This is a genomic window from Pseudoalteromonas rubra (assembly GCF_001482385.1).
Classification (GTDB): domain Bacteria; phylum Pseudomonadota; class Gammaproteobacteria; order Enterobacterales; family Alteromonadaceae; genus Pseudoalteromonas; species Pseudoalteromonas ardens.
Map to the genome: position 1 here is coordinate 460,444 of NZ_CP013612.1, position 20,463 is coordinate 480,906.

The window sequence follows — 20,463 nt, forward strand, 5'->3', positions numbered from 1 at the left end:
TTCAATTATGTGACAATGCTGATGCAAAATTAGTTAAGGAGTAATTATGAAGTTAAAACATCTTGCCTGTGTTGTTGCAATGGCAGCAAATACTCAAGTCAGCGCATTTACCCAGTTAGGCGGCAGCGGCGTTATGCCCATTGGTCATGAGTGGCTAACCAGAACCTCCGCCCTTGAGCTGTTGTCACAAGACACTAAGGTAGAAGATGCGAATGATCCTCGTCTGAGCTGGGGTCAGGGGCTCGCTAAATCAACGGAACTGAATATTGCTCAAACGGAAGTTGCTAAAATTCTCGCTAACCGTCGCAATGACAACACCTACTACTCTGAATATGATGCAATTTTCGCGGCCATTGTCGGTGAGCGCTGGGTTGATATCGCCGGTTTTAACGTCACCAATGCCAGCATAGATCCGACCGGCCCAAATTGTTTTAATGCCGTGGCCCAGGAGCCTGCCGATTTACAGCAGGATCACTTTATGCGTCGTTATGATGATGTAGGGGGCGAGGGTGGTGTCGACGCGGCTAAGCGTGGACAGGCACGTTTCATTGAGCATTTTGTTAATGCTGCAATGGCACAAAGTAAGGAGATCAAGGTGTGGGATGGTGGCGGCTACGCCAGTGCTGTTACCGTAGACCATAACTATTTCCTGTTTGGCCGTGCCGTACATCTGTTCCAGGATTCATTCAGTCCGGAGCACACCGTACGCCTGCCTGAGGATAACTATGAAACAGTCTGGCAGGTTAAGGCATATTTATGCTCTGAAGGCGCGGAACAGCACACCCATGCGACTGGCGATGCAATTAGCTATGAAAGTGGTGATGTGATCTGGCATCCGGGTACGCGCACAGATGGTAGCTGGGAGGGTTATCGTCCAAGCAATATGAAGCCGGTTGCACTGGTGGCTCTGGAAGCCAGTAAAGATCTGTGGGCTGCGTTTATTCGCACCATGGCGACTCCGGTTGAGCAAAGAGAAAGCTATGCACGAGCGCAGGCACAAATGCTGGTTAACGCCTGGCTATCTTTCGATGAAACGGCCATGCGTCAATGGTATGACGATGAAAGCCGCCGTGATCACACGTATGTGTTGGCACCTGGTGAATCTGGCAAAGGCAAGAGTCTGGAGCAATGTATGGCCGAGCTGAATGTTGGCACGGTTAGTCAGCTTGAGCGCGTAGCCCAGTTAGACGAAGAGCGTCGCCAGTGTCTGTACAATGTTGAGGCAGTCGAAGGTTACGAAGACCTTAACGATCCGCTGATGGATATGCCATACAACTGGAAATGGAAGTCGCCATTTTGGAAAACGGCTCCAGATGGTTGGACAGCGCCAGATTTACCAGCAGATGCCGGCCAGGCGATGATCCTGAAAAGCGCCGAAACTGGCCTTGCTGTATCGAGTGAGTCAGGGTTAGAAAACAACGCAAGACTCAAAGCCAGCGGTGCACACCCTTTGGCATTTGTGGGTGTGACTGGTAAAGACCAGCAAGTGTATTTTCGCAGTCGATACAATGCTGAACTGTTCCTCAGTTACAGTGCTTCTTTCAGTGGTTACGTAAAATTGTGGGATTCTGCCAAGGATTCTGGGTACTCGCTGATAGACCAGGGCGGTGTGTGGAATCTCAAGAACACGCGCTGGGATCAGTATGTCTGGCTTGACACCAGCTCACAACAGTTACACCTGAATCGTTATGGCAAAGCGAATAATATCAACGCGAAATGGACTATTGAATACCAATAACGCCTGAATGTGAGTGCCTGAAAGCCGGGCACTCTGACAAACGTTGATAACACCAAAGGTAGCTGGGTCGCGAGTCCTTTTGGCTTTCCCGTATTCAGCAACCTGCCGGCCTCACGTTAAGGCTCAGCTTTTTCATTGATTGACATGGCAGCTTGTGCGCAAATATCGTCAATGATGTTATCCGTATAAATGATATTTGGATAGAGCTTAGGGGTTGTATGTTGGGCTATGAGCGATGGCAGCTGTGCATTGGCTTTATTAGCAGCGCTTCGGATTGACTCTGCGTCACCGGAGAGCAGGCAGGCAACAACTTCTTCAGCGCCCTGTGTCAGCGTCCAAGACAGTAAAAAGTACCCCGACTGGCTTCTGACAGATTCCATTTTGGCAAATTGATCGTTTACCATTTTGGTAAAATCACTGGTATCGGCATATTCGTTGTATACCTTGAAGTTGGCATAAGGATAGAAGCCTTTCCCCAAATAAGTTCCGAGGTCGACGTTATCAGGTTCAACGATCACGATGACTTTGGCTTTGCCATCTCCAATCATGCTATTTAATGTAGACTGACAGAAATTTTCATCCGGGCTGGTGATGTAAAGTGCCTGGAGTTGTGTCAACGCCTCAAATAACCCACTCCACTGAGTTTGCGTAAATGAAGGGTAATTTTCATTACCACTGTCGGTGTCCATATCGTGAGACAGGTTTAAAATTACCAGCTCAGCATGTTGTTCTGTAAACGCGTTTATTTCGTCAACTATGTTCTCAATCGATTGCCCTCTGGAGCCTTGCATTGAGTCACCATACAGGGGAATTGATATTTTTGAATAATGCCCGGTGTAATAGTCGCCACTGCCAATGATAGGGCGAATGTCGAAGTATCTGGCACCAAGTGCCAATTGTTGACCCACGTTATAAGTTTGCGTCTGGGTATTACATTGATTAGAGCCAACTGTGCCATCCTGGATCAGGCTCATTCCAGAGTCATGTGAGCCAGTAATACAAATGTCAACAAGTTTGCGATTGCCAATCAAGGGTAGGCTATTTTGCATCCAGTCGGACGCATTAAAATCGTTCATTGCATTTATTCCTTTATTTTTGCGTATTTGTTGTATACGCATATAAAAGTAAGGTTGAACCACAACTTAGAGAGGTGGTGCTTTAGAAAATATGCAAGCAAAACCTCACCAATTAATATTAGTGTGGTAATTTAATTTGGTGTCTATATTTATTTCTAAGCCCTCCTTTGTATTTTTTTGTGTGTGGTTTGATTTCTTGTTCCTGAATTTTTCTGTATGAATGCTTGTTCGTATAATTAAGCTAAATCTAATCAACTTTAGGAGAAAACCAGAATTTTTCCATTACACCTTGTTACACTTGGTTTTACTTGGGTGAGAGCTTGCTTTTTTAACAAGTTGCGGACTGTTTTTTATTTGTGGTAATTGCCTGGTAATGCATTGATAATAAATTGATTTCTCTCTATCTGTGAGTGTTGGTGAAAATTTTTTTAAGTTTTCTTTAATAATTTTTGTTTTTTGACTGGCGAGTGTTGAATGAGAAGCTATATTAATTAACGCTAGGTTATTAACTAGCGCCACTAAACCTAAGTTTAAATAAAGTTAATAAGGAATGTAATCATGAAAAAAGTAATCGAACTTCAGAAAATAAATGCAAATGCAGGTACTTGTCACCCTTCACAAATCAGTGCTTGGTAAGTCCTGGTATTAGATGAAGACTAACCAAGTCTGAGCGCAGTTTCTAATTCATTGTTTTGTTTTATAAGCTGCGTTTAATATTGGTTTCTTCGCTCTATTATGTACAGCAAGGCTTCTTAAGGAGAAGCTTTGTTGTGGCCTTGTTGATCAAATCCAGATAACTTAGGTAACACCGAGATTTCAACTGCTTCCCTGATATTCAGGCATACCTAGCCTAGTCATTCTATTGAGTACTTTCACTTTGATCATCGCTTCAGTGTGTTGCTGATTGAATCCACGACTGACCAGCTTGTCACCCATTAGCTGTTTGTATCGGTACATTGCCGTTTCCGCCAGTGAACGTTGATGGTAGTTCACACATTTTTTCCACTCACTGCTGCCTATATGCTTTGTTAAAATGACCGCGCTGTTGCGAGCATGTCCATCCTCCCACAACTGTGCGTTACTCCTTGGTGGGATCACTGCTTCGGCCTTTTTAGCTGCTACTTCGGCATAACAGCCTCTGGTATCATAGGCACCATCTGCTTTAACTGAGCTGATCTTCCTGCGCAATGGTCTGAGTAGGTCACCCAAAACTTCTGAATCAGCTACAGACACTGTGGACAACTCAGCGCCTACGATTTGGTGCGTATCTGGATCAACTGCCAGGTGTAGCTTTCGCCATGTTCGGCGCTTGTTTGCACCATGTTTTCTTGCATGCCACTCACCATTTCCGTACACCTTCAAACCAGTGCTATCAACCACAATATCAATGCCTCCGGATGCACTGGAGTGTGGCCTATAGCGAACTGCCAGCTCTGCACTACGCTTGCACAAACAACTATAAGTTGGCGTATCCAAATCAAGCTTCATCATTGATATTAGTGACGAAACAAAACCCTGTGCAGCTCGAAGAGACAAGCGAAATACAGCCCGCAAAGTCAGGCAGGTCTCAATTGCCAGTTCAGAGAAATGATTAGCCCGGCCTTTACCGCCGTGATGTTGCGTGTTGTTCCACTGTTCAATCGCGTCCTCGGAAAACCAAAGTTGGATGTTACCTCTGGCGATAAGGGCTTTGTTGTATTCGCGCCAGTTGGTGATACGCTTTTCTTTCAAAGTTCAGCCTCTGTGTTTGCTTTCGAGATCTGATCACATAAGGCTAAATTAGTTCAATGATTTAGGAAACAACGCCCTTTGTTGTATGTCTGGTGTGGCTTGGTTTTTTAATTCCATAGCCAGGGTTTTTATTTTTATCGATTTTTATATTTAAGGAAGAGTATGGGTGATGCAATAGATAAGCGGATATCTGTAAGCGACCTGCCGCACTTTTTATTTAGTCAATCTAAGTTTTTTACTAAGGTGCAGTCTTATGATGTCAAAGATAAAAGTTACCTTAATATCGCTGAAGGAATACTGGGTGATAACTGGGAAATCAAACGAAGAGAGGCCTGGTATGTTGCTAAACCTCATTCAGTTGAACTACCCAGACACGGATTTAAGATCCATATTTCATTGATATCCAGCCTTACCCCAGAGGCACTCAAGAATATTCTTCCTGTTCTGGCCGAGTTTGGCGTGGCATTTAAATTTTTGGTTGATGCTCATATCCAGGATTTCTTTAATTCACAAGCTTGTAATAAGGTGTCATCCGGTAAGTTTTTAACCGCCTATCCAGCCAGTCAAGCTGAGTTTGAGGCCGTTATAGAGGCGCTTCTCACCGTGACTGAAGCGTACTATGGACCTTATATCTTAAGCGATCGTGCGTATAAAGAGAGTCGTTGTGTATTTTATCGCTATGGCACGTTTGCAGGCAATAAAGAATGCGATGTGACTGGTGCTTCGAAACCCGTTGTTATTAATGAGCTGACAGGAGAGACTGATCTTCGTTTACCTTACTTCCAATTGCCCGAATGTATAACGGATCCATTTCCTTGTCCTGATGATGATTCAGAATCTGAGTTGCTTAATCATCGCTATGAAGTCGTCGATGCGTTAGCGAGTCACTCCAGCAAAGGCGGGGTATATCTTGCCAGGGACAAAAAGTCTGGTTTGACAGTCGTTATAAAAGAGGCGCGTCCTTATATTAACCGCAGCCTATTAAATGAGCACGACGCAATTTCCGGCTTGATCCATGAGGCCCATATTTTACGACGACTTGAACACACAGGTGTGACGCCTAAAGTCGTCGAGGTGTTCAAAGAATGGCAGCATCAGTTTTTAGTGCTGGAACATATCCCCTTTGAAACTCTCAATTATAGAGATTGGGAAAATCACAACATATTGATAAATGATCAAGGCGAGCAGGCGCTCCAGCTCTGCCAGCGCTATTTCTTATTATTAGCTAATATTATCAAAGCGGTTGAGCTGGTTCACCAGACAGGCGTTATCATTGGTGATATTGCACCGCAAAATATCCTGATACACCCCGAGACGTTAGAGGTTAAGTTGATTGACCTGGAGGGGGCATATGATCAACTTAACGAACAATTTTACGCCAGGATAACCAGTCGTGGTTTTTCCGAATACGATAAAAACAAACGCAGAAAACCCACCGTGGATGAGGATTGGCAAGCTGTGAGTGCATTGTGTGTTCATTTGTTGCATCCGGTGTGTCCTCTTTTTGCCTTAAACCCGGCAATCAAGAACACATATTTAAGCACATTGGTAAAAAGCCATGGTTTGCCAGAGTGCATGTCAGAGGTTGCTATGCTGCTACAGGCTGCGCAAGTTGACAAAGTGAAACAAGTGATAGCCACTACGTTAAGGCAATTAACGGCGTCAGCCGCTCAGACAGGCTTATTTGAACGAAAAAGGCTGAATCTGGATGAGGGCGAGTGTACGCAATTATTGAAAAAGATGGCCGATGGCCTGGCCCATTTTATAGATAACCCGGTTGGAGAAAGCACTTTTCCCGTCGACTATCGGGCCTTGAGCACCCACCCCTATAGCGTATCTTATGGCCAGTTTGGGATTTTTTACTATCTCAGAAAGTACACAAATATCGTAGCCGAACCTTTAGTGCAAAAAGCCATTGATGAGCTCATGGCACTGAATATGGCAAACATGCCTCCGGGCCTATACTCAGGTCTGTCTGGCATTGCCTGGGTGATGTATGAGTGCGGGTATCAGTCAGATGCAACCTGTTTAATGAAGCTAGTACTGAAAAACGACCTGCGTCATGATGCTTGTGATTTGTTTTACGGTGCGGCTGGTTGGGGATTAGCGTGCTTACAATTTTACAGCAAAACTCAACAGCCCGAGTTTTTGCAGGGGGCAAAAGAAGCTGCAGAGATAATCACCAATCAGCTAAACGAGCATCAGGGCACCTTGTATTACAAAAACCTGGACGGTCAGCCATATTCCGGTCTGCTCCATGGTAATGCCGGTATAGCACTGTTCTTTTTACGTTTGTACCAGGTTACGCACAATCAGGAAGACTTACGCCTCGCTACACGTTGTCTGCAGTTTGAAATTGACAGAGGTGAGCGAATTAATAACGAGCTGGTCTGGCGCAAAAACTACAATGAAAAAACCACTTATCCATACTTGCAGTTCGGCTCGGTTGGTGTGGGTTGTGTGTTGTTACGTTTTTACAGTGTAACTCGGGAGGCAAAATACCTCGCGCTTGCACAAGAGATTGCACAGGCAACCCAAGGCAAATTTTGTATCTATCCAGGTGCTTTTGTTGGCATGAGCGGCATAGGTACATTCTTTCTGGATTTATATCGGGTAACCAAAGATGCGCAATATCTCAGGGAGGCGAACTCAATTGCTTACAGAGTGAGTTTGTATCAGTGTGCAGTAGGAGAAGGGGTTGCGTTCCCGGGTGATAAACTGGCCGGACTCACCACAGATTATGCAACTGGAACGGTTGGCGTCGGCTTTTTCTTGTCTCGTTTGCTGAATGATGGACAAGGAAGAGAACTATTTCTTGACCCCGACTTGTCAGGTCTGGAGACCTGCGAACAGGCAGCAAAAGTACAACTGGACTCGATGGAATGATGCTTAATAATTTAATCAATGTCAGTCAGCAGGGCGGCTCGTCAGAGTTTGAACATATGGTGGGGGCATTGGATAGTGCATTTGATTTTACGCATACTGAAGCGTCTCAGGACTTTACCGGAGGGGCATTTGTCCAACTGTATGACTTGACAAAGGGCTTTTATCAAACACATTTTCAGCATATTTATCAGCACTATGTCCCATTGTACTTTTCTCTTTGGAAACTGAGAGTCAAAGATACGATAGGGCTGGACAATACACATCAGGATGGTGGTATTCATTACTTCGCAGGTAATGGGTATCAATCGAGAATGATCACGCTCTGGACTGCACTGCACAAAGATCCTATGCCGAGTTTATCAGCAAGTGATTTGGGTTTGTTTGTGGTTGATAGTGAAAACCCGAGCCACTTTACACTCTATGAGCAACTGGCACAGACTAACACGCATTATTATCGCAGTGCTCCCGGTCTGTTGCGGGATATCAGGCAGATTGGCAATTCATCGGTTTGTTATGATGAACACACACTTGAGCGGCAAGTGTACGATTATGTGAATGGGACAACAATACAGTTTAATAGTCATCTGTTGCATGGGACGAACAGCATTGCTGAACAGGCACATCTAAGTCGCAAAGAATATGACTGTTTCAGAGCAGCTTTGACCAGCGTCTGGATCCATCGGGATGATTTCAATCATGCGATTTTAAATATGCACCTGGAAGACTATGCGCAATTATACCTTGCCGGAATTGAGCCAAAGGAGTGGGCTAAAATTAAGTGTCAGCAGGCGCACTTATGCAATAAGGAGATTGGACGCATAGAGACCATTATTCAGTTGGCACGCCATCATCTGAGTAACCAGGCTCTCCCGGAGGCCGGCTTATGATCCCGCTGAGTGTTGATATCTCCGATGCATCTCATTTTCATGAAAACACCACTTTAACTGGCTTATCTTGCTCATATGATGGTCGTTACTTTTTGCTGAGTTCAGATCAATCTGGCTGTGCGAATGTGTATCGGGTCGCCACTGAGGTCAACAGAATTGAGCAACTAACCCACTTCGCCACTCAACCGACGTTTGCCATTAGTTATTTTCCCAGGGACAGCCGATTTTTGTACCGCCAGGATCAGTGTGGAGATGAACTTGATCATATTTGGGTCCATGAACCAGACGGGCAGCGTCGGGATCTAACGCCCGGTGACGGTCTCAAAGCCAGCTTTTTACAGTGGAGTGACAGCGGTGAGCAATTTTGGCTGATACATAACCAGCGAGACGCCAGTGTTTATGATGTCTACTGCTATTGTGCAGCTGATTATACAAACCAGCGTGTCTTTACCAATTGTGATCAGGTTAACGTCTGTGACATCAGCCGCGATGGGGTGTGGCTGGCGTGTGAACAAGAATTGAGCAGTAGAGCAAATCAGTTAGTGTTTTATCGCTTAGACACATCAAAAGGTAAGCGTTGTGAATACCAGCCCCGTTATTGGGTAGGTAAAAGCGATATGCAGGCGCGGCACATGATAATGAGCTTTGCCCCGGATAGCCAAAGTGTGTTTTATACAAGCGATCTAGATTGTGAACATAAGAATGTGTGGGTGTTAGATTTGGTGACGGGAAAAACCGCCGAATTGATACGGCTTGGCTGGGATGTGACTGCATTTTATTTTTCGCCTTCGGGACGTTATCAAATCTGTGAAGTGAACCGGAATGCTAAAGCCTGCCTCCAGGTTACAGATACCAATACACAGAAGCCCTATCTCTTATCCCGCGAGGAAGACGCGGCAACAGGGTTGTGTTTTTCGCCCGATGAAAGCCGGGTTGGTTATTACACCGAGAGCTGTGTTTGTCCTGCCAGTTTGCACATTCACTACATTGATGGGAGCAATGATCGGCTAATTCAGGCGCAAAACCCTAAGTTGCCTCAGCAACGCCTTGTGCGGGCTGAAGTCGTTCATTATCGCAGTTTTGATGGGCTATCTATTCCAGCGTTGTTATATCGTCCCAGTGAGGCAAGTGCTGATAACCCTGCTGCGGCCATGCTCTGGATACACGGAGGACCCGGGGATCAGTCACAGCAAAAATTCGATCCTGTGATTCAACATTTGGTGAGTAATGGTTATGCGGTGTTGGCTGTGAATCATAGGGGGTCAACGGGCTACGGGAAAACCTTTTTCCATATGGCAGACAGGCAACACGGTGATGTTGATTTAGAAGATTGCCTTTATGCCAAACACTATCTTAGTAGTCTGGACTGGGTGGATGGTCAGCGCATTGGCATTATGGGCTGCAGTTATGGCGGTTTTCTGGCTCTGGCAGCATTAACATTTAAGCCGGATATATTTGCACTGGCGATTAATATCTTTGGTGTGACAAATTGGTTGCGTACCTTAAATAGTATACCTCCCTGGATGGGGGGAGTTCGCAAGCGAATTTATGATGTTATGGGAGATCCTGCCCTGGAGCATCAGCGCCTTAAGCAGGTGTCACCTTTGTTTCATGCTTCGCAAATCTGTCGTCCTCTGTTGGTAGTACAGGGAAAAAATGATCAAAGAGTATTACAGATTGAGAGTGATGAAATTGTGCAAGCTGTGAAGCGCAATGGTGTGCCAGTGGAGTACTTGTTGTTTGATGATGAAGGGCACGGGTTTAATCGCAGAGCAAACCTTATTGCAGCATCTAATCACTATCTCAATTTTCTTAATCAGTATTTGTAGCGACGAATTCGCAGTTGTCGAGACATATATATAACTTAACCCAATTTGGATGGATATGACCACTTCACTATTAACTGACCATCACGTTTATCCCAGGTCAACCTTGCCTGGGCGCGAGCGTTGGCATATTGAGGGTCTATTGAACCAGCCACTGCTTGCTAAGCATCTGAGTAGCTATATGAATAAGCAGGTCGGAATGGTGAAAGTGACGGCCAATCCTCTGACAGGCAGGGTTTTATTGTTGTTTGATCCGTCTTGTTGGCAAACGAAAACAATACGGAAACTACTAAAGCAAGCATTTCAGTACAGTCAAAAACAAACCGGTTGCGCAGAGAGTCATAGTACTCCGCGTCACAAAGGGCTGGCTGGAATCAAACAAAGGCTTAATGAAAACCACTTGTACAGCCTAGTTCAACGGATTGAAGATGAGCAATGTCGGGTATTGAGGAACACGGCAATAAGAGCCAGTGCCATCAACTCATTTTTTAAGATCCTATCGCCTATTATGACAGGCTTGATGATCTCAAGTGTGCTATCTCCGATTGCAGTATTAACAAAATTGGGGTTATCGCAAGGGGCTCAACTGGCATTCTTTACCGGTGCGTTTGGGCTGTCTAAAGGCGCTGAGTCGATCACTGCACATCATAAAAATGAACGTTGGAGCAAGTATTCCAATGAAATAGATAAAAAGATGAGTGAGCAGGTCTTTGCACACATACAGTCCTTACCTATGCCGTATTTAGACAGTCAAAGCCCTGACAAACTGCAGCATTTAGTTAGCCATGATGTGGATATTATAAAGCGATTTCTTAATTACACACCGGCTGAATTTACAGACAAAGCCACAACTATGTTGTTTAGTTCTGTGATCATACTTGCTATCTCTCCGGTGGCCTTCGCGCTTTGTTTGCTTCCGGTGCCATTTATTACCAGGCTCAATAAACGTCATCAGACGAGTATTCGTGAGCAGGCAAACAAAACGGACGATCTGACAGACAGCCACAGAAAAGTGCTATCGAATAATCTGAATGGCCTGTCTACGGTTAAAAGCTTTACAGCTGAACACATTGAGTATGAGCGGTTTTGCAGTGCTAAAGATGCGGCCAGCGAACACACTGTCAGGCTTGATAGGGAAAACTCCTATTACTCCAGTATGAATGAGTTGATCTTTGTTATGGGGATTATGGGGCCGGTCGTCTACGGTTGTATGAACGTTTTGCGTGGCGGCATCGGTACTACTGAGTTTATGGTTCAGATTGGCATTGCCCCCAGCATACTAAACTCTGCGACCGGGCTGGAATATGGAAAGTCTCTTTACAGAGATGCCCATGCTGCGGCGGCTCGTCTGGATGCAGTATTGAATATAGCGCCTGAAGTGATTTCACGTGACGGCCAGCAACAGCTTACAGCCGGGGTTGGCAGCATAGCATTTAGCGATATACATTTTGGTTATTCGCAGCATAAGGTGATTAAAGGGGTTTCTTTTGAGGTTAAGGCCAACAAGAAAGTCGCCTTTGTTGGGCCAACAGGATCGGGTAAAAGCACATTGATCAAGCTTTTATTGGGCTTTTACCAGGCTCAGCAAGGTCAAATTTATATCGATGGTAATAATATAGAGCAGGTAAGTTTAAAAAGTTTAAGGCAGTCAATCGCATTGGTAAGCCAGGAGCCATTTTTATTTAACGGCACCATCTATGACAACCTGGTTTATGGTCGACCCTCCGCAACTTTTGATGAAGTCGTAGCGGCTTGTAAGATTGCGCAAGCTTATGAATTTATTGATGCTCACCCGGACGGGTTCAACGCTCAGATAGGCGAAAGAGGACACAAGTTGTCGGGTGGTCAACGCCAGCGGCTTTCCATTGCGCGAGCGGTGTTAAAAAATGCCGCAATACTGGTTTTAGACGAGGCCACGTCGGCGGTTGATAATAAAACCGAAGCTGCAATCAGGCAGGCTGTTGATTTAATATCACATACTTGTACTGTGATTATTATCGCTCACCGTTTATCGAGTATTCGGTATGTTGATACGATTTACCACATTAAAGAGGGAGAGATCAGTGAAGCCGGGACACATGAGCAGCTACTGGCAAGAAATGGCGATTATGCTGCATTGTGGCAATTACAAATTTCTGAACAAAAGAATTCACCTGCGATGAGGTAATGGGTAAACCAATGATTGATTGCTCTTTCCTGACGACTAAAAGGCTCGTACTTAAGAAGACTTTTTCTCGTGATAGATATCTTCTACATCTTCAATAACACTTTCAATTACTTGTTCAATGGGTTGGCCTTTATCCAGTGCCTGTGACACGTCTTCTCGCAGACTTTGGTCGCCTGCGCCTTTTTTGGTGGTAAATTGGGTGAACAAGCTTTGCCCGGTTTTACTTAAGCAATAGGAGTTTGCTGCAACAAACAGCATTCCGGCCGGGCCCAGTGCTAATTTAGCCGCAAGCCCCACGCCTACATGCGCCAGACCCAGTTTGCCTTTGCCCTGGGCCAGCAGGCTAACACCGGGAGTTAACAGGGCTTCGCCTGCGAGGCATGCTGTATCTTTTGCTATTTCTTTGTTGGTCCGTTTGACGCTCATTTTGATTATCCTTTCTAACGCATTGACTATTAAGTGTAATCATACTTTGTAAAAAATCCAGGCCAGGCGATGCGTATCGTTTCTTTGATGCACTTTTAACTTCTGATGATTGACGATATGCTGAGTTTTAAGAGTCAGGGATCAGGTAACGGGAGCGCGGTATCACGATATTTCTCTGATACTCTGACCATCATAGGAACACTAAAAGGAGTACATAGATGTTTTCACTCTGGCAAAAGAAAAATTCGGTTAAGTCTATTGCACGCCAGCTGCCTGTGCGATTGGTTGAATCCTACACCAGACAAGAATATTACTCTGTTGAGCAGGTCACTGAAGTGTTTAGTCAGGTTTTTAGTCATGACCATAATCAGGCCTATGCCTATGCAATGTTTTGTTCTCAGGCTGATTTTGACGGACTGCAGACCGGGCTGAGTTATGCTGAAATGCGAGCGGACGTAGGCAAGCATTGTTTTCATGATTGGCCGAGATTTAATTTTGAATCGTTACTTGCTTATGCACGCAGTACATACAGTGATGGTGGCTTTATTGCTGGAGGTGAGGGTGGTGGTGCAGACGGTGGCTGCGGTTAGATATACACCCACATTTATATCAGAAAACAGGCTCTGCCAAAGACTGTGAATGGCAGGCCTTGTTCTGGATACTCTGAATTAAAAATACAAATATGAGTCGCAGTGACACTGCGGGTCGTCTTTTAGCTCATCAATATGCACTTTGACTTTGCATTGCGAGCGCGCATCGTAAATTGTGACTATGTTGTGTTGCCTGTCTACACTTAGTACTTCGACCGGGTGCTTGTGATACTCCACCCATTCTCCGTTACGGACGTCTTCAATATTCATGATATTTCCCCCATTTGTTAGTGAAACGGCGCAAAGAGTTATCATCATATTGTTGTATTAATGAGTTTAGTGACAAAAGCAAAAAAGCCCAAGCAAAGTGCCCGGGCTTTCTGGTTTTCAGGGAGTGTAGTTAGAAGCTATAGCTGACGCTGAGCTTCACACTACGTGGCATAATGTAGCGGCCATTGGGGGCATCGGCATTACGCGGATCGCCTTCGGTGATGCCTTGCTCATCGGTAAGGTTATCAACCGATACCATCAGTTTTACCTGCTCAGTTGGCTCCAGGGTAAAGCCAAGGTCAAATTTTTCGTAGCCATCCAGCACTACTGTGTTCTCATTATTACCAAAACGGTCGTCTACGGCTGAAATTGTGCCGTATACAGTGGCAAACATATCACCGAGTTCAAACTCGTAACTCGGCGTCACCCGTACTTGCCAGCCAGGCTGACGTTGCGCTTCGTTGCCGATATTGTCCGGGCTTTCTGTGATTTCAGTTTTTTGCCAGGTCGCATTCATATTGACGCTAAAACCAGAGCTATGGTTAAAGTTGTAATCAACCTCAATACCCATGGCTTCGTTGGTCAGAATTTCGGCTGGGTCGCCAGGCTTGCGCACAAAGGTATCGCCTTGTACTTCATTGGCAAAGAGTGTGGCGAATACATCGCTGCTTTCACCCATGTATTTGTAACCAATTTCGGCTTGGGTTACTTCTTTGAACAGGCGCTCACCGCCCTGATAAGCGCCATAGTTGTCGCGAAAATCGTCGAAGTAAGGCATTTTGTAACCTTTATTCATACGTGCGAACACACCGCTTTGGTCATCCAGTTTAAAGTCGGCACCAAGAGTCCAGGACGTTTTGCGCTCATCATAGGTAACAAACTTATTGATGGTGCCATCCAGGTCTTCATCTACTGAGTAGTCTACTTCGTGTTTTTCACTACGCAGGCCGAGATCTAACGTCAGGGCGTCGGTGGCGCGATAGCTATGCGTAGTATAGAACGCTAATGTGGTTGCATCACCGGTACTGTTAATGTCGTAATTAAAACCACAGCCGTCTTCGCTGTTGTTACACTCGATGCCGGTGAGCATTTCACCGCCTGCGGCGAGCACGTGATAGGCTGAGTTGCCCAGGCTCCACCAGTCTTTTGCAGAGGTGGTGGCTGTATAAACACCAAAGGCGCTGTTCACCGACGAAAATTCTTTGCTGATGGCTAAGTCATTGGTAAAAGCCTCAATTTCTTTGAGCACGACCCAGCGGCCATAGTTTTGTACCATGGTATCACCGTCGTAAACTGTACCAGTGACTGAACCTGTTGCATTGATGCCATTGTCAGCTACGCTCGCCAGGGTTGTTGCAGCGCCATCAGGCACTAAACCATAGGTGTTTGCGTCACCGTTAGTCAGGCTAAAGCGGTCAATTAACTGCCAGCCGTTAGATAATTCGAGTTTCAGACTACCGCCTGAGACATGGCCTTTCCAGCCTCGGCCTTCACCTAAGTCAATTTCCATATCCTGACCAGCAACATGGATCACGGCCTGACGATTTAAGGTGCCTAGTTGCGTAAAGCCAGCGTCGACACCGTCTACATTAAGCGGGGTCGGCAGGTACCAGGCGCCTGTGTCGTCGGTTTGGCGGGTATAGACATTGAACTCACCATTATCGAACTCTTTGGTCAGATTAATGGTAAACTGGTGGCCCTTTTCTGAGGTGAAGCCTGCATCGCGGATCCCGGAAGAGCGTTTTGCGTAGCCACCAATCATATAATAGAAGTCGTCGCTCAGCTCACCGCTCAGCACGCCGTCGATGCGTTGTAAGCCATAATCTGAAGTAGTGTATTTAACTGTGCCTTCGGTCTCTTCTGAGCCGCGCTTTAGATGAAAGTTAGTAGTCAAACCTGGTTGGCCGTTTGAAACCACCGGGTTAGGGCCGCCGCGAAGGCCTTCCATACGGGCAATGGTCTCATCGAGGCGGAAAATCGAAGAGTTTTCCAGGAACGATAAAGTGGGAGCAGGGTAAATAGGAGAACCTTGCAGGCTAACGGTCAGGAATGGCGCATCTCCGCCGCCTGGGAAACCCCGGACAAAAACGTTAGCACCGGATTCGCCGCCTGAGCTCTCTACCCAAATACCAGGTACAGATTTAAGTAAATCTGCGGTGCTCTTGAGCGCCAAACGTTCAATCTGTACCGCATCCACGTTGGTTACTGCGAAACTGGCGTCCAGTTTACGAATACCAGCGCCGCCCGGAGTACCAGATACAATGATGGTTTCTACTTTTTTGTCTTGCTTAGTGGCTTGTTGTTCAGCCTGTGCAGCGCCCGATACGGCCATAGCTGTGGCCACCGCGGATGCGATTAAAGAGTATTTATTGCCTAGGTTCACAGGAACTGCCCCCTTGGTTGTCATATGTGTTGTCTGTGTCTGCACAGCTTTGGCTGTGCTCATTGCTATTGTTATACGCCGCTCTGTCGTGCTCATAATGACTCATTCGAGCTTATTAGCGCTCAGGTTGCACGCGGTGTCATTCTAAAATAGAACGTTATGCAAACGTTTGCAATAGGTGGTTTGCAACTTTTTTGGCACTTTACGGCAAGCCTGTAACTGAACCGATAAGTGAAAAATCAAAAAGAGAAAAGGTAAGACAGGTAAGCAAACGCTGCGCTATAATGCGGTTAATGGGTATTGAAATTGCCTTTAAAACTAATATATTCAAATTGTTACAATGGTTCTTTGGTGGTGCGTTATACATGCAGTCAAAAAAAATGAAACTCGCGGATCTGGCAAAATTAGCTGGCGTATCTACGTCAACCGCATCCCGGGCACTGAATAACAATCCGCTGATTAAGGAAGAAACCCGTAAAAAATTGCAAGCGCTGGCCAAAAAGCACAATTTCAGTCTGAATGCTGCTGCCAGCCGATTGCGATTGCAAAAAACCAATGTGATAGCGGTACTGATTAACTTCGACGCTGAAACCGAGCAGTCCATCGATGACCCGTTTTTGTTGAAAGTGGTGAGCGATATTAATCTGGCGGTTAATCGCCAGGGGTATGAACTACTGCTCTCTAATTCTTACATGGCAGGTGATGACTGGCACGGTTATTTTATCGATGGTCGTAGGGCCGATGGGGTGATTGTGGTTGGTCAGGGTAAGCAGCAGGCGCGTATTGAACGTGCAGCCAGTGCTGGCACGCCGCTGGTGGTGTGGGGAGACCCCAAGACGGACGGGGATTACCCGATTGTGGGAAGTGACAACTACCTGGCTGGTTGCATGGCAACCCGGCATTTACTGGAGCAGGGCGCTCGTCGTTTGCTGTTTATGGGCGATCCGGCGCATGCCGAGCTGGCTGAGCGATATCGGGGCTTTTGCGAACAGATAAGTAAAGAGCCACAGGCAAGCGCTACCTTATTGAAAATCGACATCACCAGCCAGGCTGCGTATGAGGTTATCAACCAGACTTTATTGAGAGAAGGACTAAGCTTTGATGGCATCTTTGCATGCAGCGATATGGTTGCCCTAGGGGCAATGAAAGCACTCAAAGAGCGTTATGTTAGTATCCCAAACGACGTTCGTATGGTGGGATTTGATGATATTGCAATGGCGGACATCAGCTCGCCGTCGCTGACTTCCATACAGCAGAACACCCGCCTTGCCGGGCAGGTACTGGTTGATAAACTCCTGGCGCAATTGAAAGGTGACAAGCCTGATTCCACACAGCTTGAAGTGGAACTTGTTGTGCGCCAATCGAGCTAAGGCGCATCGCAAAGGTCAAATTAATCGCAGTGATATTTTTCGCAACCTCTGTTCGGTTCTGTGAACAAACCAAACAAATTTTCAATTTTAAAATTGCAAACGATTGCAAAAGTAAGTGGTCGCGGCTAGACTGACTGTTATTGAATGGTTACAGAGCACCCTTATGAAGCACACCAGAGTCGTGCTGGCCATGGCGGCCTGCTACTTTTTGTTTGCGATCTTACTCAACAGTGTTGGCACTGTGATATTACAGGCGATTAATTCCTTTGCTGTATCGAAAGCGCAGGCTGCCAGTCTCGAAGGTTTTAAAGACATTCCTATCGCCATCGTGTCTTTTCTTGTTGCCTCGTTTATCCCTCGTATTGGTTATCGAATAGCGTTGCTGGGCTCGTTATCCCTGGTGGCAGTCATGTGTCTGCTTACACCCATGCTGGGTGCTTTCTGGGCGTTAAAAGCCTTGTTTGCTTGCGTCGGTTGTGCGTTTGCTGTCGTTAAAGTCACTGTTTATGCCCTCATAGGTCAGGTTACAGAGGATGCGAAGGGGCATTCAAGCTTGCTTAACACCATTGAAGGTTTGTTTATGGTTGGGGTGCTAAGTGGATATTGGATCTTCGCGGCATTTATTGGTGAGCAGGCAGACTCTCTGGCCTGGCTCAATGTCTATTATCTGCTGGGCGCACTGACGCTGGTGACTGCATTGCTGGTTGTCAGCGCCCCGATGAACAAGCCACACTTCAACAAAGAGCAGCCGCTAAAAGACGAGTTTATCGGCATGCTAAAACTGGCTTATCAGCCTTTGGTACTGGTGTTTGTATTGTCTGCATTTTTATATGTGCTGATTGAGCAAGGTGTAGGTACCTGGTTGCCAACGTTCAATAACCAGGTGCTGAATCTGCCTGTCGATATTGCAGTTCAGCTAACCAGTATTTTTGCAGCCAGTCTGGCAATAGGTCGTCTGTTAGCAGGTCAGCTACTTAAGCATATTCACTGGTACAGCTTATTGAATGCCTGCCTGATTGGCATGGCTGCACTGGTGCTAATGACACTCCCTATGACTGAAAACCTGCAACCCAAACAAGTAAACAGCCTGTTTGATGCGCCATTGGCTGCTTATTTAATGCCTTTGATTGGACTTATGATGGCGCCGATTTATCCGGTGATTAACTCGGTAATGTTGAGCAGTCTGGATGAGAGACAGCACGCACCTATGACAGGCCTGATTGTCGTGTTTTCTGCACTGGGCGGAACCACAGGCTCACTGATCACAGGGTTTGTATTTGAATATATTGGTGGTCAACAGGCGTTTTACCTCTCTTTGATCCCCATGTGCGGCATTGCCATTACGTTATTTTTGTTTAAGCGACGCGCTCAGGTACAGGCCAGCGCTTGCGCACTTTAGGAGTTATTGATGCAGTTTGAACAATCAAACTTGTTTAAAGCGGTGCAAACGCAGGGCATTTTTTCTGACAGCAAACAGTTTGCAGATGCGATCCCAAAAATTAGCTGGCAACAGGCTTGCGCATTATACGATCAAGAATCGCCACAGGACTTAGCCGCTTTTGTCGCCCGGCACTTTGAATTTGCACCGCAGCCTGAGCTTGCAGCGCTGAATGCAACGTCGGTCAAAGACTACATCAGTCAGCTGTGGTTGCGTCTTGAGCGAGCACCACAAACAGGTAACGCCTCCTCACTATTGGACTTGCCTGCCAGCTATACTGTGCCAGGCGGGCGTTTCAATGAAATTTATTACTGGGATAGTTATTTTACCGCGCTGGGCCTGCTTGACGCCGGTCACACTGAACAAGTGTCAAATATGCTTGATAATTTTGTGAGTCTGATTGCGCGTATTGGCCACGTTCCAAACGGCAACCGCAGTTACTACACCAGCCGTTCTCAGCCCCCGGTAACTGCACTGATGGTATCTTTGTTATGGCAGACGCATCATCAGGATCAGGCATGGTTGAGTAAAGTGACTGATGCTCTGCAAAAAGAACATGCGTTCTGGATGGCGGATAGCGAAAAACTAAATGATGAGCTGACTGAAAGCCGGCGTGTTGTACGTATGCCCTGTGGTGGCGTAATGAACCGTTTCTGGGATGACAGCGCAGAACCGCGCCCTGAGTCTTATAAAGAAGACATTGAGGCTGCCAGCATGCTGGAGCCAGAACATCGTGGAGTCTTTTATCGAAATATTCGTGCGGCCTGTGAGTCAGGCTGGGATTTCAGTAGTCGCTGGCTGGATGATCCTGCGCAGTTGTGCAGCATTAATACGGTACAGCGTATCCCTGTCGATTTAAACGCTCTATTGCAGCAGCTGGAATGGCAGCTTAGCGAATGCTATGCAGCGCTTGGAGATAGTCAGCAAAGTGCGCATTACCTGAATCTTGTTCAGCAGCGAAAACGCCTGATCCAGGCCTATCTGTGGGATAAAGAACAAGGTTGGTTTATGGATTACCACATTGCTTTGCAAACGCGCAGTCAGGTGATGTCATTGGCCGGTGTCGTGCCTATGTTTCTTAGCCTGGCAAGTCAGCACCAGGCTGAAGCTATGGTACAACGTCTGGAGCAAGACTTTTTGCGCGCAGGTGGATTAGTGACTACGTTGACTGACACCGCACAACAGTGGGATAGTCCAAATGGCTGGGCGCCGTTACAATGGTTTGCCGTCAAGGGTATGCTGAACTACGGTTATTGCAAGCTGGCAACCAGTGTTGCCAGACGTTGGTTAGTTATGCTGGAGCGTGATTTTGAGCAGCGAGGTTGCTTACTCGAAAAATACAACGTGGTTGAACCGGGTGTGCGTGCCGGAGGTGGGGAGTATACGGTGCAGCAAGGGTTTGGCTGGACGAATGGGGTAACCAGCCGTTTGTATCAACTGTCGGAAGAGCAGAAGCCTCATCGTATAGCAAGTTTGGTGTATTAACGATGTCAGTTAATATCGGTATTTGATGGCGAAATTAAATGTGAGGACTTTAAAACCCCAGTAGTCCTCGCATTTTAAAGTCATTGAAGTATCAACCATGATAAGGGTGACGCAAACGCGTCGATATGCCCATAGAACCAATAGACACCATCGCAATGGGCAACTTTACTTCTCACATTGTTCACCTTTC

14 protein-coding genes are annotated in these 20,463 nt (G+C 46.3%); 9 read left to right on the forward strand and 5 right to left on the reverse strand.

Going from position 1 to position 20,463, the window contains the following annotated elements; all coding sequences use genetic code 11:
• Window positions 1-46 precede the first annotated feature (46 nt).
• Window positions 47-1,738 carry a hypothetical protein gene (locus AT705_RS21205; protein WP_058798354.1) on the forward strand — a complete coding sequence of 564 codons (1,692 nt, stop codon included), beginning with the start codon at window positions 47-49 and terminating at the stop codon, window positions 1,736-1,738.
• Between the two features lie 116 nt (window positions 1,739-1,854).
• Here AT705_RS21205 and AT705_RS21210 read toward each other — a convergent pair whose 3' ends face one another.
• On the reverse strand, window positions 1,855-2,814 hold the full coding sequence (locus AT705_RS21210; protein ID WP_058798355.1) for a hypothetical protein: 960 nt from the start codon (window positions 2,812-2,814) through the stop codon (window positions 1,855-1,857).
• Between the two features lie 816 nt (window positions 2,815-3,630).
• Complete coding sequence (locus AT705_RS21215; RefSeq protein WP_058795072.1) at window positions 3,631-4,545, reverse strand: IS5 family transposase; 915 nt, start codon at window positions 4,543-4,545, stop codon at window positions 3,631-3,633.
• A gap of 162 nt (window positions 4,546-4,707) precedes the next feature.
• On the opposite strand from AT705_RS21215, the gene lanKC reads away from it, so the two are divergent.
• Genes lanKC through AT705_RS21235 form a run of 4 tightly spaced genes read left to right on the forward strand, consistent with a single transcriptional unit; the run spans window position 4,708 to window position 12,311 of the window.
• Window positions 4,708-7,431 (forward strand): class III lanthionine synthetase LanKC, encoded by a 2,724-nt coding sequence (lanKC, locus tag AT705_RS21220; protein ID WP_058798356.1) that lies wholly within the window; start codon window positions 4,708-4,710, stop codon window positions 7,429-7,431.
• On the forward strand, window positions 7,428-8,318 hold the full coding sequence (locus AT705_RS21225; protein WP_157576947.1) for a hypothetical protein: 891 nt from the start codon (window positions 7,428-7,430) through the stop codon (window positions 8,316-8,318). Before lanKC ends, AT705_RS21225 begins: the two co-directional genes overlap by 4 nt.
• Window positions 8,315-10,147: a S9 family peptidase gene (locus tag AT705_RS21230; RefSeq protein ID WP_058798358.1), complete on the forward strand. Its 1,833-nt coding sequence runs from the start codon at window positions 8,315-8,317 to the stop codon at window positions 10,145-10,147. Before AT705_RS21225 ends, AT705_RS21230 begins: the two co-directional genes overlap by 4 nt.
• 55 nt (window positions 10,148-10,202) lie before the next feature.
• Window positions 10,203-12,311: an ABC transporter ATP-binding protein/permease gene (locus AT705_RS21235; RefSeq protein WP_058798359.1), complete on the forward strand. Its 2,109-nt coding sequence runs from the start codon at window positions 10,203-10,205 to the stop codon at window positions 12,309-12,311.
• A gap of 51 nt (window positions 12,312-12,362) precedes the next feature.
• Here AT705_RS21235 and AT705_RS21240 read toward each other — a convergent pair whose 3' ends face one another.
• Window positions 12,363-12,737 (reverse strand): DUF6072 family protein, encoded by a 375-nt coding sequence (locus AT705_RS21240; protein WP_058798360.1) that lies wholly within the window; start codon window positions 12,735-12,737, stop codon window positions 12,363-12,365.
• Window positions 12,738-12,955: 218 nt separating this feature from the next.
• On the opposite strand from AT705_RS21240, the gene AT705_RS21245 reads away from it, so the two are divergent.
• A complete protein-coding gene (locus AT705_RS21245; RefSeq protein WP_058798361.1) occupies window positions 12,956-13,327 on the forward strand; it encodes a DUF6559 family protein in 372 nt (123 codons plus the stop codon).
• A 78-nt stretch (window positions 13,328-13,405) separates the two neighbouring features.
• Here AT705_RS21245 and AT705_RS21250 read toward each other — a convergent pair whose 3' ends face one another.
• Together AT705_RS21250 and AT705_RS21255 are read right to left on the reverse strand one after the other, a co-directional pair.
• Window positions 13,406-13,597 (reverse strand): hypothetical protein, encoded by a 192-nt coding sequence (locus AT705_RS21250; RefSeq protein ID WP_058798362.1) that lies wholly within the window; start codon window positions 13,595-13,597, stop codon window positions 13,406-13,408.
• A 130-nt stretch (window positions 13,598-13,727) separates the two neighbouring features.
• On the reverse strand, window positions 13,728-15,929 hold the full coding sequence (locus tag AT705_RS21255) for a TonB-dependent receptor (RefSeq protein ID WP_420492128.1): 2,202 nt from the start codon (window positions 15,927-15,929) through the stop codon (window positions 13,728-13,730).
• A 416-nt stretch (window positions 15,930-16,345) separates the two neighbouring features.
• Between AT705_RS21255 and AT705_RS21260 the strand changes: the two genes are divergently transcribed.
• The 3 genes from AT705_RS21260 to AT705_RS21270 all read left to right on the forward strand — a co-directional run bounded on the left by AT705_RS21260 (window position 16,346) and on the right by AT705_RS21270 (window position 20,273).
• Window positions 16,346-17,350, forward strand: a complete 1,005-nt coding sequence (locus tag AT705_RS21260; RefSeq protein ID WP_058798920.1) for a LacI family DNA-binding transcriptional regulator — start codon at window positions 16,346-16,348, stop codon at window positions 17,348-17,350.
• A 163-nt stretch (window positions 17,351-17,513) separates the two neighbouring features.
• Window positions 17,514-18,749, forward strand: coding sequence for an MFS transporter (locus AT705_RS21265; protein WP_058798921.1), 1,236 nt, complete (start codon window positions 17,514-17,516; stop codon window positions 18,747-18,749).
• Between the two features lie 9 nt (window positions 18,750-18,758).
• Entirely contained in the window at window positions 18,759-20,273 is a 1,515-nt protein-coding gene (locus tag AT705_RS21270; protein WP_058798363.1) for a trehalase family glycosidase, read from the forward strand.
• Window positions 20,274-20,463 lie beyond the last annotated feature (190 nt).

Coding starts and splice junctions, on each gene's coding strand:
- AT705_RS21205 (WP_058798354.1), top strand. CDS start 47: ATGAAGTTAAAACATCTTGCCTGTGTTGTTGCAATGGCAGCAAATACT.
- AT705_RS21210 (WP_058798355.1), bottom strand. CDS start 2,814: ATGAACGATTTTAATGCGTCCGACTGGATGCAAAATAGCCTACCCTTG.
- lanKC (WP_058798356.1), top strand. CDS start 4,708: ATGGGTGATGCAATAGATAAGCGGATATCTGTAAGCGACCTGCCGCAC.
- AT705_RS21225 (WP_157576947.1), top strand. CDS start 7,428: ATGATGCTTAATAATTTAATCAATGTCAGTCAGCAGGGCGGCTCGTCA.
- AT705_RS21230 (WP_058798358.1), top strand. CDS start 8,315: ATGATCCCGCTGAGTGTTGATATCTCCGATGCATCTCATTTTCATGAA.
- AT705_RS21235 (WP_058798359.1), top strand. CDS start 10,203: ATGACCACTTCACTATTAACTGACCATCACGTTTATCCCAGGTCAACC.
- AT705_RS21240 (WP_058798360.1), bottom strand. CDS start 12,737: ATGAGCGTCAAACGGACCAACAAAGAAATAGCAAAAGATACAGCATGC.
- AT705_RS21245 (WP_058798361.1), top strand. CDS start 12,956: ATGTTTTCACTCTGGCAAAAGAAAAATTCGGTTAAGTCTATTGCACGC.
- AT705_RS21250 (WP_058798362.1), bottom strand. CDS start 13,597: ATGAATATTGAAGACGTCCGTAACGGAGAATGGGTGGAGTATCACAAG.
- AT705_RS21255 (WP_420492128.1), bottom strand. CDS start 15,929: ATGGCCGTATCGGGCGCTGCACAGGCTGAACAACAAGCCACTAAGCAA.
- AT705_RS21260 (WP_058798920.1), top strand. CDS start 16,346: ATGCAGTCAAAAAAAATGAAACTCGCGGATCTGGCAAAATTAGCTGGC.
- AT705_RS21265 (WP_058798921.1), top strand. CDS start 17,514: ATGAAGCACACCAGAGTCGTGCTGGCCATGGCGGCCTGCTACTTTTTG.
- AT705_RS21270 (WP_058798363.1), top strand. CDS start 18,759: ATGCAGTTTGAACAATCAAACTTGTTTAAAGCGGTGCAAACGCAGGGC.